General features: G+C 70.7%; 12 protein-coding genes. 1 reads left to right on the top strand and 11 read right to left on the bottom strand.

All coding sequences use genetic code 11. The features are described 5' to 3' along the window. Position 1: 1 nt before the first annotated feature. The 11 genes from QQM39_RS36045 to QQM39_RS35995 all read right to left on the bottom strand — a co-directional run bounded on the left by QQM39_RS36045 (position 2) and on the right by QQM39_RS35995 (position 13,067). Positions 2-1,024, bottom strand: a complete 1,023-nt coding sequence (locus QQM39_RS36045) for an ADP-ribosylglycohydrolase family protein (protein WP_302001770.1) — start codon at positions 1,022-1,024, stop codon at positions 2-4. After that, a complete protein-coding gene (locus tag QQM39_RS36040) occupies positions 1,021-1,737 on the bottom strand; it encodes an NUDIX domain-containing protein (protein WP_302001769.1) in 717 nt (238 codons plus the stop codon). The genes QQM39_RS36045 and QQM39_RS36040 overlap by 4 nt, the downstream gene beginning before the upstream one ends. Before the next feature lie 152 nt (positions 1,738-1,889). Then, positions 1,890-3,017, bottom strand: coding sequence for a pseudouridine synthase (locus QQM39_RS36035; RefSeq protein WP_302001768.1), 1,128 nt, complete (start codon positions 3,015-3,017; stop codon positions 1,890-1,892). Beyond that, complete coding sequence (gene scpB / locus QQM39_RS36030; RefSeq protein WP_302001767.1) at positions 3,017-3,670, bottom strand: SMC-Scp complex subunit ScpB; 654 nt, start codon at positions 3,668-3,670, stop codon at positions 3,017-3,019. Before scpB ends, QQM39_RS36035 begins: the two co-directional genes overlap by 1 nt. Then, the gene (locus QQM39_RS36025) at positions 3,667-4,863 is read right to left on the bottom strand and encodes a segregation/condensation protein A (protein ID WP_302001766.1); all 1,197 of its coding nucleotides are present in this window, start codon (positions 4,861-4,863) and stop codon (positions 3,667-3,669) included. Before QQM39_RS36025 ends, scpB begins: the two co-directional genes overlap by 4 nt. 18 nt (positions 4,864-4,881) lie before the next feature. Then, on the bottom strand, positions 4,882-5,484 hold the full coding sequence (locus tag QQM39_RS36020) for a hypothetical protein (RefSeq protein ID WP_302001765.1): 603 nt from the start codon (positions 5,482-5,484) through the stop codon (positions 4,882-4,884). Continuing rightward, complete coding sequence (locus tag QQM39_RS36015; protein ID WP_079052605.1) at positions 5,469-6,605, bottom strand: ParA family protein; 1,137 nt, start codon at positions 6,603-6,605, stop codon at positions 5,469-5,471. The genes QQM39_RS36020 and QQM39_RS36015 overlap by 16 nt, the downstream gene beginning before the upstream one ends. 399 nt (positions 6,606-7,004) lie before the next feature. Beyond that, positions 7,005-8,120, bottom strand: coding sequence for an alanine dehydrogenase (ald, locus tag QQM39_RS36010; protein ID WP_302003852.1), 1,116 nt, complete (start codon positions 8,118-8,120; stop codon positions 7,005-7,007). A 144-nt stretch (positions 8,121-8,264) separates the two neighbouring features. After that, on the bottom strand, positions 8,265-10,352 hold the full coding sequence (locus tag QQM39_RS36005; RefSeq protein WP_302001764.1) for a tetratricopeptide repeat protein: 2,088 nt from the start codon (positions 10,350-10,352) through the stop codon (positions 8,265-8,267). Positions 10,353-10,653: 301 nt separating this feature from the next. Beyond that, a complete protein-coding gene (locus tag QQM39_RS36000; protein WP_302001763.1) occupies positions 10,654-11,280 on the bottom strand; it encodes an NUDIX hydrolase in 627 nt (208 codons plus the stop codon). 98 nt (positions 11,281-11,378) lie between these two features. Continuing rightward, a complete protein-coding gene (locus QQM39_RS35995; protein WP_302001762.1) occupies positions 11,379-13,067 on the bottom strand; it encodes a CTP synthase in 1,689 nt (562 codons plus the stop codon). Positions 13,068-13,598: 531 nt separating this feature from the next. Here QQM39_RS35995 and QQM39_RS35990 point away from each other — a divergent pair. Next, positions 13,599-15,401, top strand: a complete 1,803-nt coding sequence (locus QQM39_RS35990) for a glycoside hydrolase family 15 protein (protein WP_302003850.1) — start codon at positions 13,599-13,601, stop codon at positions 15,399-15,401. The last annotated feature ends 70 nt before the right edge of the window (positions 15,402-15,471 follow it).

The raw sequence follows: 15,471 nt of genomic DNA, 5'->3' as shown, positions 1-15,471 counted from the left end.
GTCAAGCGTCCCAGAGCGCTCCGAGGGTCAGCAGATCCCCCCGGTACTCGATCCGGTCCGCCCACTCCGTCGGCCAGGCGTCGGCCCCGAGCCAGGCGCCCGCGAACGCGCCCGTCAGGCACGCGATCGAGTCCGAGTCCCCGGACGTGCAGGCGGCCCGGCGCAGGGCCGTCAGCGGCTCGTCGACGAACATCAGGAAGCACAACAACCCGGTCGCGAAGGCCTCTTCGGCGATCCAGCCCGCGCCGGTGGCCAGGCACGGGTCGGTCTCGGGCGAGGCCGTGCGTACCGCGTCCTGGAGGCGGCCCAGTATCTCCAGGCACTCGTCCCAGCCGCGCGCGATGAAGTGCTCGGGGGTGGGGTCCTGGCTGCGGGCCCACAGGTCGCCGAGCCAGCGCTGGTGGTAGCGGGAGCGGTTCTCGTAGGCGTACGACCGCAGCAGCCCGACCAGCCCGGTCGGCTCGGCGCCCTGCGCGAGGAGCCGTACGGCGTGTGCGGTCAGGTCGGACGCGGCGAGCGCGGTCGGATGTCCGTGAGTGAGCGCGGACTGCAACTGGGCGGCGCCCGCACGCTGTTCGTCACTCAGGCCGGGGACGAGGCCGATCGGCGCGACGCGCATGTTGGCGCCGCAGCCCTTGGAGTTGATCTGGCTGGCGTCCTGCCAGGGCCGGTCCGGGCGCTCCAGCAGGTCGCAGGCCCTGAGGCAGGTGTTGCCCGGGGCACGGTTGTTCTCGGGTGAGCGATTCCACGCGACGAACTCCGCGCGCACCGGCTCCACCATCGCCTCGGGCCCGAGCACACCCAGATCCGTCGCCGCGCGCAGCCCCTTCCCCAACGCCAGTGTCATCTGGGTGTCGTCGGTGACGATCGCCGGCGTCGGCAGCTCCATCTCGCGCCAGGGCCCGCACTTGGCGAGGATCGACGGGACGTCGTGGAACTCGGTCGGGAAGCCGAGCGCGTCCCCGAGGGCGAGGCCGAGCAGAGAGCCGGTGGCGGCGCGCTTGCGGACGGTGGTCGTGGTCATGTGGGGCGTCCTTCCGGGGTGGGCCGCAGCAGGGGTGGGTGGAGCGCGGTTGCGGTGCCCGCGCGGTAAAGGGCGGCCGGTTTGCCGCGGCCGCCGGTGAGCCGGGCGGCGCCGGGGACGGGTTCGACGAAGCCCGGCGTGGCGAGCACCTTGCGGCGGAAGTTGGGCCGGTCGAGGGCGGTGCCCCACACCGTCTCGTAGACCTGTTGCAGCTCGCCGAGCGTGAACTCGGGAGGGCAGAAGGCGGTGGCGAGACAGGTGTACTCGAGCTTGGCGCCGACGCGTTCATGGGCGTCGGCCAGGATCCGGTCGTGGTCGAAGGCGAGCGGCCCCGCCGTGTCGTACGGCACCCAGCGCGCCTGCGCCGCGTCGCTGCCGCCGTGCGGTTCGGGCGGGTGGGGCAGCAGCGCGGTGAAGGCGACCGTCACGACCCTCATCCGGGGGTCGCGGTCGGGCTCGCTGTAGGTGCGCAGCTGCTCCAGATGCAGCCCGGAGACGTCCGACAGGCCGGTCTCCTCGGCGAGTTCACGCCGGGCGGCCGTCTCCGCCGACTCGTCCGGCTGCACGAAGCCGCCGGGCAGCGCCCAGTGCCCCTTGTACGGCTCCTGCCCGCGCTCGACGAGCAGGACGTGCAGGACACCGTCGCGGAGGGTGAGGACGGCGAGGTCGGCGGTGACGGCGAAGGGTTCGTGCGCGTACTTGTCGTAGTCCATGCGAACCCACCCCCTCAGCAGCCTCAGAAGTCTTAATAGTCATTACGACTATAATGCGGACGGGAGCGCCGCCGCAACCCTCGGCCAAAACACAGCGGCCGGCCCCGGGAGAACCCGGAACCGGCCTGCACGCACGCGTACGGAACTCGCGACTACAGATCGACTTCCTTCATCAGCATCCCGACCTCGGTGTTCGACAGCCGCCGCAGCCAGCCCGACTTCTGGTCGCCGAGGGTGATCGGCCCGAAGGAGGTGCGCACCAGCTTCTCGACGGGGAAGCCCGCCTCCGCCAGCATGCGGCGCACGATGTGCTTGCGGCCCTCGTGCAGGGTGACCTCGACCAGGTAGTTCTTGCCGGTCTGCTCGACGACCCGGAAGTGGTCCGCGCGCGCGTAACCGTCCTCCAGCTGGATGCCGTCCTTGAGCTTCTTGCCCAGGTCGCGCGGGATCGGGCCGACGATGGCCGCGAGGTAGGTCTTCTGGACCCCGTACTTGGGGTGGGTGAGGCGGTGGGCCAGCTCGCCGTGGTTGGTGAGCAGGATGACGCCCTCGGTCTCGGTGTCGAGCCGGCCGACGTGGAAGAGCCGGGTCTCGCGGTTGGTGACGTAGTCGCCGAGGCACTGCCGGCCCTCGGGGTCCTCCATCGTCGAGACGACGCCGGCGGGCTTGTTGAGCGAGAAGAACTGGTACGACTGCGTCGCGACCGTCAGTCCGTCGACCTTGATCTCGTCCTTCTCCGGGTCGACGCGCTTGCCCTGCTCCAGCACGATCTCGCCGTTGACCTCGACCCGCGCCTGCTCGACGAGCTCCTCACAGGCACGCCGAGAGCCGTAACCGGCCCGCGCGAGCACCTTCTGGAGGCGCTCGCCCTCCTGCTCGGCGCCCGGGAAGGTCTTGGGCAGCTTGACGTCCTTCTTGCCCGCGTACCGCTCCCGGTTGCGCTCCTCGGCGCGCGCGTCGTACTCGCGGGAACTCGCCGGTGCCGAACGGCCCCGGCCGGTGCCGCGCTGCTGGCCCTGCTTGGGCCCGCCCTTGGCGCCGCCGCGCGCGGAGGCACCGCGCCCCGACTTCGGGCCGTCCTGGGTGGCGCCGGGGCCTACGTCGTAGCGCCGCTCCTCCGGGCGCGGCTTCTTCGGCCGGCCGCCCGGCTTGTCGTCGCGGTTGTTACCGGCGCCACGGTAGTTACCGCGGCCACCGCTGCTCCCGCCGCGGCCGCCGCTGTTGCCACCACGGCTCCCGCCGTTGTTTCCGCTGCTGTTCCTGCCGCTGCTGCTTCGCATCAAAGTTCCGTCTTGTCGTCTGCGTCCTCGGAATCCGGAGCGTCCGGATCGAACGACGGGACTCCTTCCAGTGTCTCGGCCTCGATCGCCTCCGCCTCCGGGAGGAAGGGCGCGAGCTCCGGGAGCTCGTCCAGGCCGCGCAGGCCCATCCGCTCCAGGAAGTAGTTCGTCGTCCTGTACAGGATCGCACCTGTTTCGGGTTCCGTGCCCGCCTCCTCGACCAGCCCGCGCTGAAGGAGGGTGCGCATGACACCGTCGCAGTTCACTCCGCGCACCGCCGAGACGCGGCTGCGGCTGACCGGCTGGCGGTACGCGACGACCGCGAGCGTCTCCAGGGCGGCCTGCGTGAGGCGGGCCGTCTGCCCGTCCAGCACCAGCCGCTCGACGGCGGCCGCGTACTCGGGACGGGTGTAGAAACGCCAGCCGCCCGCGACGAACCGCAGCTCGAAGCCGCGCCCCTGCACCGCGTACTCGTCGGCCAGCTCCCGCAGGGCGTCGGCGATCTGCCGGCGCGGCCGCTCCAGGAGCTTCGCGAGGCGCTCCTCGGTCGCGGGCTCGTCCACGACCATGAGCATCGCCTCCAGGGCGGGCTTGAGGTCGAGGTCGGCGACCGTGCGCAGCCCGGCCGGAAGTTCGCTGGTGTCCTCACTCACGCCTTCTCCTCCTCCTTGGGCGGCTCGGGCGGCCGGTCGAACTCGTCGGTCACCATCGGCGTCTCGTCCCCGTCCCCACCGGTCCACCGCACGGTGAGTTCCCCGAGGGCGGTCTCCTGGTCGAGGGCCACGGCCTTCTCCCGGTACAGCTCCAGCAGCGCCAGGAACCGGGCTACGACGGTGAGGGTGTCGTCGGTGTCCTCGACGAGGGCGCGGAAGCTGGCCTCGCCGAGCTCCTTCAGCCGCGCGACGACGATCCCGGCCTGCTCCTGCACGCTCACCAGCGGCGCGTGAATGTGATCGACGTAGACCTGCGGCTTGGGCTTGGGCTGCATGGCCTTGACCGCGAGCTTGGCGAATCCTTCCGCCCCGATGCTGATGACGACCTCGGGCAACAGCTCGGCGTGGTGCGGCTCCAGCCCGACGGTCCGCGGATAGCGCCGCGCCTCGTCGTCGAGCCGTCGGCTGAAGATGTCGGCGATCTGCTTGTACGCCCGGTACTGCAGCAGCCGCGCGAACAGCAGGTCCCTGGCCTCCAGCAGCGCGAGGTCGGCCTCGTCCTCCACCTCGGCGGACGGCAGCAGCCGAGCCGCCTTGAGGTCGAGCAGGGTGGCCGCGACCACGAGAAACTCGGTCGTCTCGTCGAGATCCCAGTCCGAGCCCAACGCCCGGATGTGCGCCATGAACTCGTCGGTCACCTTGGACAGAGCGACCTCGGTGACATCGAGCTTGTGCTTGGAGATCAGCTGGAGGAGGAGATCGAAGGGGCCCTCGAAGTTGGAGAGGCGGACCTTGAAGACTCCGTCGTCGGGCTCACCGGGATGCTGGGTTCCGTCTGAATCCTGGGCTTCGCCGGCGTCCTGGGTTCCGCCGGCGTCCTGGGCTTCGCCGGGCGCGGGGTCTTCCGGTTCGACAGCTTGCGGCTCGATCTCGGGCCGGCCGCCGCCGTTGTGGGCAGGCGTTCCGCTGGGGGTCCCCCCAGGCCCTTCAGGCACTGGGTGAGGAACGGGTGGGCACAACGGCCCACCGGCGGAGGTCGAAGTCTCAACCTCAGGCGACGACTCGCTCTCCGCCTCCGCAGGAGGCGAAAGAACCGGCGGAGCGACAGGCGCCGCACCCGGCCCTCGCCCCAACGCACGCCGACGCCCGCCGGAGGCACCGGCGCCGGGGGCGGGAAGGTCGTTCGAGGTCATGGCCCCCGCAGGCTACCGCTACCGCCCGCGAAGCCGTCGTACGAGGATGCTGGCGTCCCCGCGGGTCTCCAGATCGGCGAGGACCACGGCCACCGCCTCGCGGACGATCCGCCCCCGGTCGACGGCCAGCCCGTGCTCACCGCGGAGCACCAGACGCGCGTGCTCCAGATCCATGAGCTCCTCGGCGGAGACGTACACGGTGATCTTCTCGTCGTGCCGCTCGCGACCACTGGGCCGGCGCGAGGCCGTCCGCCCACGCTTGCGCGGCGCTGCGGCAGAGGCGGCGGCACCGGATGCGGCAGACCCGCCGGCGGCGGCAGAACCTTCCTGCACCTCTTGGCGTCGCGCGGAGCGCTCCGCGGCCGCGGCCCGGCTGCGGGACTCACCCGCGTCGACGGACTCCGCGTCGGCCGCCACATGCTCCGCCCCGTCGCCGTCACCGCCCTGCACGGGCACCGACTGCGGCGCGTCCTCGGCCGCGGCGGCGTCGCTCTCCCCCGCGGGGGCCGGCACCCGGGCCTCGCCGTTGGCCGGGCGCCGGGGAGTGGACGGCTGGAGCGCCATACCCCCTGTCGTGCGGAACAGTTCGTCGGCCCCCGGCAGACTCACTCGGCGTGACACCGGGCGAGCACCTCCCTGGCGAGCTGGCGATAGGCGGCGGCACCGACGGAGTTGGAGGCGTACGTGGTGATCGGCTCACCGGCGACCGTGGTCTCCGGGAAGCGGACCGTGCGCCCGATGACCGTGTGGTAGACGTGGTCGTCGAACGCCTCGACGACACGCGCGAGCACCTCACGGCTGTGCACGGTGCGCGAGTCGTACATCGTGGCGAGGATCCCGTCGAGCTCCAGCTCCGGGTTGAGCCGCTCCTGGACCTTCTCGATGGTCTCCGTCAGCAGCGCGACACCTCGCAGGGCGAAGAACTCGCACTCCAGGGGCACGATCACCTTGTGGGCGGCCGTCAGCGCGTTCACCGTGAGCAGACCCAGCGAGGGCTGGCAGTCGATCACGATGAAGTCGTAGTCCGGCAGCAGCGGCTTCAGGGCGCGCTGCAGCGTGGACTCGCGCGCGACCTCGCTCACCAGCTGGACCTCGGCGGCCGACAGGTCGATGTTGCTCGGCAGCAGGTCCATGTTGGGGACCGCCGTCTTCAGGAGCACCTCGTCCGCCGACATGCCCCGCTCCATGAGCAGGTTGTAGACGGTGAGGTCGAGCTCCATCGGATTGACGCCGAGGCCGACCGACAGCGCGCCCTGCGGGTCGAAGTCGACGAGCAGGACCCGGCGTCCGTACTCCGCGAGCGCGGCACCCAGGTTGATGGTCGACGTCGTCTTGCCGACGCCGCCCTTCTGGTTGCACATCGCGATGATCTTCGCGGGACCGTGATCGGTCAGCGGGCCCGGGATCGGGAAGTACGGCAGCGGGCGCCCGGTCGGGCCGATGCGCTCGCGGCGCTGGCGTGCCGCGTCGGGCGCGAGCGTGGCCGCGTACTCGGGATCGGGCTCGTACTCCGCGTCGGGGTCGTAGAAGTGCCCCTCGGGCAGTTCGTCGTAGTCGGCGAAGTGGTTGTGGGGCGCGCCACTTCCGTCGCCGGCCATGGCGTTCACGTGATGGCCATCCATGCTCATGTTTGCTGGCTGAGTCACCCCTGAGGTCAGGTGACCCTGGTGGGCTGCGAAGGTGCGCACCGCGACGGAGCCGACAGCCTCGAATCCCGCGGGACCCTGGCCCCGTACCGGCATTCCTGGTTGACCACCCCCGGGAGAAAATGTCGACTCATTCACAAGTCGTCTTACCTCCTTAGGGACCAGGAAACTTCTAGACAGGTCAGCGTGGCACCATGCCGACGGTTGGCGACTCTATGGCGTGTCGGCGGTTCGCAGCAACACAATCCGCCGGACCGGGCAGATGTGTCGACAATGAAACATCCCGCTGTCAAGGGCGTACGGCCGTCGCACGGCAGGTTTCACCGGTGTACGAATCGGTCGAAGGGTTGCGTTCGAGGCGAGTTGACCGAGAGTCGCAAAGTGACCATACACACATCCGGCCGGACCTTTTCGGGCAAGGTCCGGCCGGGTGCGTTCGGTTGACGACTCGTGTTGACGTATCGCCTTTACCAGAAAGTGACTTAACCGATCGGCTCAGCCGAGCAGCGTTTCGAGCTCCACGTGCTCCAGGTCGTGCGCCTCCGCGACCTCCCGGTAAACCACCTTGCCGTCATGCGTGTTGAGGCCCTTGGCCAGCGCGGCGTCGCGGCGCAGGGCCTCCACCCAGCCGCGGTTGGCCAGTTCGACGATGTACGGCAGCGTGGCGTTGGTCAGCGCGTAGGTGGAGGTGTTGGGCACCGCGCCGGGCATGTTGGCGACGCAGTAGAAGACCGAGTCGTGGACCCGGAAGGTCGGCTCGGCGTGCGTCGTCGGGCGGGAGTCCTCGAAGCAGCCGCCCTGGTCGATCGCGATGTCGACAAGGACACTTCCCGGCTTCATGCGCGAGACCAGCTCGTTGGTGACCAGCTTCGGGGCCTTGGCGCCCGGGATCAGGACGGCGCCGATGACGAGGTCGGCTTCCAGGACGGCCTTCTCGAGCTCGAAGGCGTTGGACATGATCGCCCGCACCTTGGTGCCGAAGACCTTGTCCGCCTCGCGCAGCTTGTTGATGTCGCGGTCGAGCAGCGTGACGTGGAAGCCCATGCCGACGGCGATCTGCGTCGCGTTCCAGCCGGAGACACCGCCTCCGATGACGACGGCCTTCGCGGGCTGGGTGCCGGGGACGCCACCGGGGAGCACGCCACGGCCGCCGGCCGAGCGCATCAGGTGATAGGCGCCGACCTGCGGGGCGAGGCGGCCCGCCACCTCGGACATGGGGGCGAGCAGCGGGAGCGCGCGGCTGGGCAGCTCGACGGTCTCGTAGGCGATCGCCGTGGTGCCGGACTCGATGAGCGCGTCCGTGCACTCCTTGGAGGCGGCCAGGTGCAGGTAGGTGAAGAGCGTCTGGTCCTTGCGGAGGCGGTGGTACTCCTCGGCGATGGGCTCCTTGACCTTCAGCAGCAGGTCGGCGGTGGCCCACACCTCGTCGGCGGTCTGCAGGATGCGGGCGCCTGCGGCGACGTACTCGCTGTCCGGGATCGACGAGCCGACACCGGCGCCCTGCTCGATGACGACCTGGTGGCCGTGGCGCACCAGCTCGTGCACGCCGGCGGGGGTGATGGCCACCCGGAACTCGTTGTTCTTGACCTCGCGGGGGATGCCGACCTTCACGTCGATCACGGTCCTTGGCTCAGAGGGTGTGGGGGCATTGCAAGACATACCCAGGCATGCAGGGCACACCGGGAGACACCGCAGGAGAAGGTGCGGCAGAGCCAGTCTAATGAAGGCGTTCCCGCTGTCTAGCCTTTCATTGCATCAATCTTCGACGGATGTACTGCGGATTTCGCAGGCGTTAGCGTCGTGTTCCGGCTCGAAAGCGTCTTGCCGGGGCTCAGGCTCGGCCGCATCGGACTCCTGAGGCTCCTCCCCCAGCATCCGCTGGGCGGCGCCCCGGTGCAGCTGCGCCGCCGCGGGATCGCCCAGATGCTCCAGGGTGTCGGCGAGCCGCAGGAACAGCGCCGCCTGCAACCGCGTGTCCTCGGCACGCCGCGCCAGCTCCACCGCCTCCCGGCAGGTGCGCAGCGACTCCTCGGGCCGCCCCGCGTACTCCTGGACCCGCGCCAGCTCGCTCAACGCCCGTGCCTGGCCCGCGCCATCGCCGTTCTTGCGGTGCCCGGCGACCGCGGCCCGCCAGTTGCGCAGCGCCTCGCCGTACCGGCCCGCAAAGGTGTGGGCGGCGCCGATACGGCCGTACAGCCGGGCGGCGTCGGCGCGCTCGCCCCGGGCCAGCCGCTGGGCCAGCGCCCGGCCGAACCAGTCGGCGGCCCGGTCGTAGTCCCCGAGCTCCAGGTGGGCGCCGCCTACGGATTCCATCGCGCGGCCGGTCGCATACGGGTCGTTCGCCTCCCGTCCGGCGTCCAGCGCGGCCCGATAGCTCACCAGCGCCGCCTTCGTCCGCCCCGTCCGGGCGTCGAGGTCGCCGAGGTTCAGCAGGGCCGCGGCCTTCTCGCGGGGCAGGTTCCGGCGCTCGGCCACGTCGAGGACCAGGCGGTGGATGCCGTACAGGTCGCCGGCGGCCGCCTGCGTGCCGAAGTGCGCGACCATGGCCCTGACCAGCTGGGACATCAGGCGCCGGGCCAGGGTGTCCAACTCCCCGTCGGCGACCGCGGCGCGGGCCGAGGCCAGCAGGGCGGGCCTGCGGAGCTCGATCCAGTCCGCGGCCGCCCGGGGGTTGGGAAAGCGCAGGGCGCGGGGTGTGTCGAGGAGCTTCTGCCGGGCCTCGGGGTCGTCGGTCTCGGTGATCGCCCGGCAGGACTGCAGCAGCCGTACGGTCCGCTCCAGCATGCGGGCGCGAGCCAGCTGGATCTCGCCGGGGCGGTCCTGGGTCTCGGTGAGGGCCTTGAGGAGGGGGTGCAGGCAGGCCGGGACCTCGTACTGCGGCAGCGGCGAGTCGACGGTGTGCAGCAGGCCGAGGGCGACGAAGTCGTCCAGGGTGGCGCAGGCGCCGTCGACCGAGCAGCCGGCCAGGGCGGAGGCGGTGTGCGGGTCGACCAGGCCGCCCGGCGCGAGGGAGAGCAGCCGCAGTATGCGGGCGGCGGGGCCCGGGAGGGAGGCGTAGACGAGCCGGAAGACCCGGCTGAGCGGTGTGCCCTCCTCGCCCTCGGCGTGCACCTGCTTGGCGAGGTCGGCGACGGCCACCTTGGGGCGGGCGGCGAGCCAGCCACCCGCCAGCAGCAGCGCGGCCGGCTGCCCCTGCAGGACCTCGACGAGGTCCTCGGCGGCCCGTGGGTCCACGGTGATGCGGACCGAGCCGGCGTGCCGGGCCAGCAGCTCCACCGCCGACTTGGTGTCCAGGCCGCCCAGCGTGCAGGGCCGCACACCCGAGATCCCGGTCAGCGGGCCGTGGGAGACGGCCACGACCAGGCACTGCGGGGTGTCCGGCAGCAGGGCGTCGACCTGCTCCGCCTCGGCCGCGTCGTCGAGCAGGAGCAGGACCCGGCGCTCCGCCAGCGCCTCGCGGAGGGTTGCCGTGAGGTCGTCCTCGGCGGCGCCGGGCGGGGTCGGCCGGTCCAGGGCGGTGAGCAGTTCACGGGCGGTGCGCTCGACGGGGACGGGGGCGCCGTCGGGCTCGCTCAGGCGGGCGCGCAGCACGCCGTCGGCGTAACGGTCCGCCACCTGCCGTACCAGTTCCTCGGCGAGCGCGGTGCGGCCCGAGCCGGGGCGGCCTGCGATGAGCAGCACGCGCGCGCGTGGCGCCTTGCGGCCGGAGAGGGTGTCCAGGCCCGCACGCTCGATGTCGGCGCGGAGCTCCTTCAACTCGCGTGTGCGGCCCAGGAATTGGCGCGGACGGGAAGCCTGTGCCGACGCCCGCACGCCGCCTGTGTCCACCGCCTGATCCGTCACGGGCCACGCTCCCGTCCCACCACACGCGCAAGCCCGCCGGGAATCCGGCCAGGGCGTCTCCAGAGCCTAGTTCACGCTCCGCGACGATCCGTGAGCAGCACGGCGGACACATCCCCCGACCGGATCAGCAGATCGTAGGACCGGCACCATCAAACGAGCGTGAGGGCCGCGCCCCTCAAGGGGCGCGGGGCTGTGCCGATATGCGGCTCCGCCGCGTGGGCGCGACCAGCCACAACGAAGCCGCAGCCCGCAGATCACCGCACCCCTACGGCGCATCCGCCCGGCCCTCCCAGCGGAGCGCTCACGCCTCGAACGGCCGCGCCGGCCACTCCGCATCCGCCGACCGCAACCCGTCAAGCCCGCCGGAGGCCCTCGCGGCGACCAGCGACAGCGCGCCCACGACCAGGCAGTTGTTGTGCAACTCGCCCGCGAGCACGGCCCGGACGAGCTCGTCGACCGGCACGCGCGCGTACTCCATGTCGGCCTCCTCGTCCTCCACCTCGAAGCGCTCCCCGTCGGCCTCGGACAGGTTGCGGGCGAGGAAGATCCGTACGGCCTCGTCGCAGCCGCCGGGCGTGGTGTAGACGTCGGTCAGCACCCGCCAGTCCTCGGCCTTGACGTGGGCCTCCTCGTAGAGCTCGCGCTGGGCGGCGTGCAGCGGGTTCTCGCCGGGGACGTCGAGCAGGCCGGCCGGGATCTCCCACAGCTTCTGCCGCACCGGGTGGCGGTACTGCTTGATGACCAGGACGCGGTCCTCGTCGTCGAGGGCGAGGACGGCCACCGAGCCGGGGTGGACCTGGTAGTCGCGGCGTACCACCGAGCCGTCGGGCATGACCACGTCGTCCGTGCGGACGGAGGTCTTGTTGCCCACGAAGGGGGTGTCCGTGGCCCGGATCTCCCACTCCTGCGCGGTGTCCTTGATCGTCATGCCCTGCCCTTCCACACGCTTTCAAAAAGAACCCGCCAAAGAAAACCGGGGTGCGCACCTTTGAAGGTTTGCACCCCGGCCACCGTACAACTGTCGTGCTACTTCGAATTCTTGCCGGCGCCCTCGCCCTGCTGGCGCTCGACGGCTGCCTTCACCAGCCCGGCGAACAGCGGGTGCGGGCGCGTCGGGCGCGAGCGCAGCTCGGGGTGGGCCTGCGTGGCCACCAGGTAGGGGTGGACCTCGCGCGGGTACTCCACGTACTCCACGAGCTTGCCGTCGGGCGACGTGCCGGAGAACAGGATGCCCGCCTTCTTCTCCAGCTCGGCCCGGTAGGCGTTGTTCACCTCGTAGCGGTGACGGTGGCGCTCCTCGACGTACTCCTTGCCGTCGTACACCTCGCGCACGATCGAGCCCTCGGCCAGCTTGGCCGGGTACATGCCGAGGCGCATGGTGCCGCCCATGTCGCCCTCGCCGGCGACGATGTCGAGCTGCTCGGCCATGGTGGAGATGACCGGGTGGGAGGTGGCCGGGTCGAACTCGGTGGAGTTCGCGTCGCCGATGTCGGCGAGGTTGCGGGCCGCCTCGATCACGATGCACTGCAGGCCGAGGCACAGGCCCAGCAGCGGGATCCTGTTCTCGCGGGCGTACTTGATCGCGCCGACCTTGCCGAGCACACCGCGGTCGCCGAAGCCGCCCGGGATGCAGATGCCGTCGACGTCGGCGAGCTGCTGCTTGGCGCCGGCCGGGGTCTTGCAGTCGTCGGACGTGACCCACTTGATCTTCACGCGGGCCTTGTTGGCGAAGCCGCCCGCGCGCAGCGCCTCGGTGACCGAGAGGTAGGCGTCGGGCAGGTCGATGTACTTGCCGACCAGGGCGAGGGTGATCTCGTGGTCGGGGTTGTGGACGCGGTCGAGCAGGTCGTCCCAGGTCGTCCAGTCCACGTCACGGAACGGCAGGTCCAGCTTGCGGACGACGTAGGCGTCCAGGCCCTCGCCGTGCACGGTCTTCGGGATGTCGTAGATCGAGCGGGCGTCGGGGCAGGCGACCACGGCAGCCTCGTCGACGTCGCACATCAGGCTGATCTTCCGCTTGATCGCGGTCGGCACCTCGCGGTCGCAGCGCAGCACGATCGCATCTGGCTGAATACCGATGTTGCGCAGAGCCGCAACCGAGTGCTGGGTCGGCTTCGTCTTCAGCTCTCCCGAGGGGCCGATGTACGGCAGGAGCGAGATGTGGACGACGAAGACGTTGTCACGACCGACCTCGTGCCGGACCTGGCGGACGGTCTCCAGGAACGGCAGCGACTCGATGTCGCCGACCGTGCCGCCGACCTCCGTGATCACCACGTCGACCTCGTCGGTCGCCATGCGGCGGATGCGGTGCTTGATCTCGTTGGTGATGTGCGGGATGACCTGCACGGTGTCGCCCAGGTACTCGCCGCGCCGCTCCTTGGCGATCACGGTGTTGTACACCTGGCCGGTGGTGACGTTCGCCGAGCCGTCCAGGTCGCGGTCGAGGAAGCGCTCGTAGTGGCCGATGTCCAGGTCGGTCTCGGCGCCGTCGTTGGTGACGAACACCTCACCGTGCTGGAAGGGGTTCATCGTGCCAGGGTCGACATTGAGGTACGGGTCCAGCTTCTGCATCACGACGCGCAGGCCCCGCGCCTTGAGCAGCATGCCGAGGCTGGAGGCCGTCAGGCCCTTGCCGAGCGAGGAGGCGACACCCCCGGTGACGAAGATGTGCTTGGTCGTCGTGGCTGCGCTGGATCGAAAAGCAGCGGGCGGCATGGCCAAAGGGGGGCTCCCGTGGTCGCGGTCTGGGGTGCGGTACGGCTGCCTGACCGGAGAGTTCTCCGGGGTCGCCGTCGCTGCGGTTCGGGGGTTTTTCTCCCACCGGTCCACGGGCTACCAGGGTATCAGCGACCGAGAGCGATGGCTTCCGGCCACGCTCCGCACACGAGTCACCACGAACCTGCACAGGCGACTCGGTTTCTCACCCGTTGCTCACCCGTTCGGCCGACCCGGGTTGCCCGGAGCGGCACGCAGATCATCTACGTGCGTCGTATCCTGCTCGGACATTCGCTGCCGAGCCCGGCCGGCAAACACGGCACCACCCCCGCCCGTCACACCCGGAACAACGAGAGCTCGTCAGTTCGTTGAGCAGAGATTGTTGAGAAGAGACTGTCGTTTTGCCTCACGGCCGAGACGACTGCTTTGCTTCACCGCTCAACGACGCATTACAAAACCCACCCCTTGACCGCACTAGCGAGAGCCCCCTTGCCAGAAGGGGGTGACGTGGCCGTTCGACTGGAGATGCACGTGGCCGGGCGCATCGAAGACTACGCACTCATCGGAGACATGCAGACCGCCGCACTGGTCTGCCGGGACGGCACAGTCGACTGGCTGTGCCTGCCCCGCTTCGACTCGCATGCCATCTTCGCCGGCCTGCTGGGCACCGAGGAGCACGGCTTCTGGCGGCTCGGCCCCGCGCACGCCTCCGACGCCGAACCGCCCACCGCGGCCCGGCGCAGCTACCGCGGCGACTCCCTGATCCTGGAGTCCGAGTGGGACACGCCGCGCGGCACGGTCCGGGTGATCGACTTCATGCCCCCGCGTGACGGCGCGCCCCAGCTGATCCGGATCGTGGAGGGCGTGTCGGGACGGGTTCCGATGCGCTCGGCGCTCAGGATGCGCTTCTCGTACGGCCGGATCGTGCCGTGGGTGCACAAGCACGAGGGGCGCACGGTGGCCGTCGCGGGCCCGGACTCGGTGTGGTTCGACACCGACCGCGAGACGTACGGCAAGTCGCTGACGACGTACTCCGACTTCACGGTCGGACCGGGCGACCGCTTCGCGTTCACGATCTCCTGGCAGGCCTCGCACAAGGAGCCGCCGCCGCTGCCGGAGCCGGAGCAGTCGCTGGAGGCGACGGAGGACTTCTGGCGGGAGTGGGTCGAGCACTGCACGTACCACGGGCCCTACCGCGAGGCCGTGGTCCGCTCGCTGATCACGCTGAAGGCGCTGACGTACGCCCCGACCGGCGGCATCGTCGCCGCGCCCACCACCTCCCTGCCGGAGGAGATCGGCGGCGTCCGCAACTGGGACTACCGGTACACCTGGCTGCGGGACGCGGCGATCACCCTGTCCTCGCTGCTGCGCACCGGCTACCGCGACGAGGCCCGTGCCTGGCGCGAGTGGCTGCTGCGGGCAGTCGCGGGCGACCCGGAGAACCTGCAGATCATGTACGGCATCGCGGGCGAGCGTGAGCTCGGCGAGGCCGAGCTGGACTGGCTGCCCGGCTACGAGAACTCCGCCCCGGTCCGGGTCGGCAACGGCGCCGCGCACCAGCTCCAGCTGGACGTGTACGGCGAGGTCACCGAGGCCCTGCACCTGGCCCACATGACCGGCCTGGCCCGCAGCGACTACGCCTCGCTGCTCCAGCTCAAGCTGATCCGCTACCTCGAGGACCACTGGGACCAGCCGGACGAGGGCATCTGGGAGGTGCGCGGTCCGCGCCGGCACTTCGTGCACTCCAAGGTGATGGCCTGGGTCGCCGTCGACCGCACGATCAAGCTCATCGAGTCCGGCGACGCGGACGGCCCGCTGGAGCGCTGGCGCGAGCTGCGCGACGACATCCACCGGGACGTGTGTGAGAAGGGTTACGACAAGGAGCGCAACACCTTCACGCAGTCGTACGGCTCGAAGGAGCTGGACGCCTCCCTGCTGCTGATCCCGCAGATGGGCTTCCTGCCGCCGGACGACAAGCGCGTCATCGGCACCATCGAGGCGATCCAGCGCGAGCTGTCCACGCCGGACGGCTTCATCCTGCGCTATCCGACGCAGGGCGAGGACGAGGGCGTCGACGGCCTGCCCGGTGACGAGGGCGCCTTCCTGGCCTGCTCGTTCTGGATGGCCGACGACCTGGCGATGATCGGCCGCGTCGACGAGGCCCGCAAGCTGTTCGAGAAGCTGCTGTCGCTGCGCAACGACCTCGGTCTGCTGGCCGAGGAGTGGGACCCGCGCCTGCAGCGCCAGGTCGGCAACTTCCCGCAGGCCTTCAGCCACGTCCCGCTGATCGACACCGCCCTGCGGCTGACGGCGTCCGGGGCGTACGGCGGCTGAAGCCCGCCCCTGCGGCTGAACAGGACCGGCGCGGCGCGCCCGCCTAGGCTGGAAGCAAGCGATTGCCCCT

It is taken from the genome of Streptomyces sp. DT2A-34 (genome assembly GCF_030499515.1).
In the GTDB taxonomy this organism is placed as follows: domain Bacteria; phylum Actinomycetota; class Actinomycetes; order Streptomycetales; family Streptomycetaceae; genus Streptomyces.
Note: the sequence above shows the minus strand (reverse complement) of the source record. Positions and strands in the feature narration are given on the sequence as shown.

What these genes read in the sequence shown, in the direction of transcription:
- QQM39_RS36045 (WP_302001770.1), bottom strand. Translation starts at nt 1,024, where the DNA reads ATGACCACGACCACCGTCCGCAAGCGCGCCGCCACCGGCTCTCTGCTC.
- QQM39_RS36040 (WP_302001769.1), bottom strand. Translation starts at nt 1,737, where the DNA reads ATGGACTACGACAAGTACGCGCACGAACCCTTCGCCGTCACCGCCGAC.
- QQM39_RS36035 (WP_302001768.1), bottom strand. Translation starts at nt 3,017, where the DNA reads ATGCGAAGCAGCAGCGGCAGGAACAGCAGCGGAAACAACGGCGGGAGC.
- QQM39_RS36025 (WP_302001766.1), bottom strand. Translation starts at nt 4,863, where the DNA reads ATGACCTCGAACGACCTTCCCGCCCCCGGCGCCGGTGCCTCCGGCGGG.
- QQM39_RS36015 (WP_079052605.1), bottom strand. Translation starts at nt 6,605, where the DNA reads ATGCCGGTACGGGGCCAGGGTCCCGCGGGATTCGAGGCTGTCGGCTCC.
- QQM39_RS36000 (WP_302001763.1), bottom strand. Translation starts at nt 11,280, where the DNA reads ATGACGATCAAGGACACCGCGCAGGAGTGGGAGATCCGGGCCACGGAC.
- QQM39_RS35995 (WP_302001762.1), bottom strand. Translation starts at nt 13,067, where the DNA reads ATGCCGCCCGCTGCTTTTCGATCCAGCGCAGCCACGACGACCAAGCAC.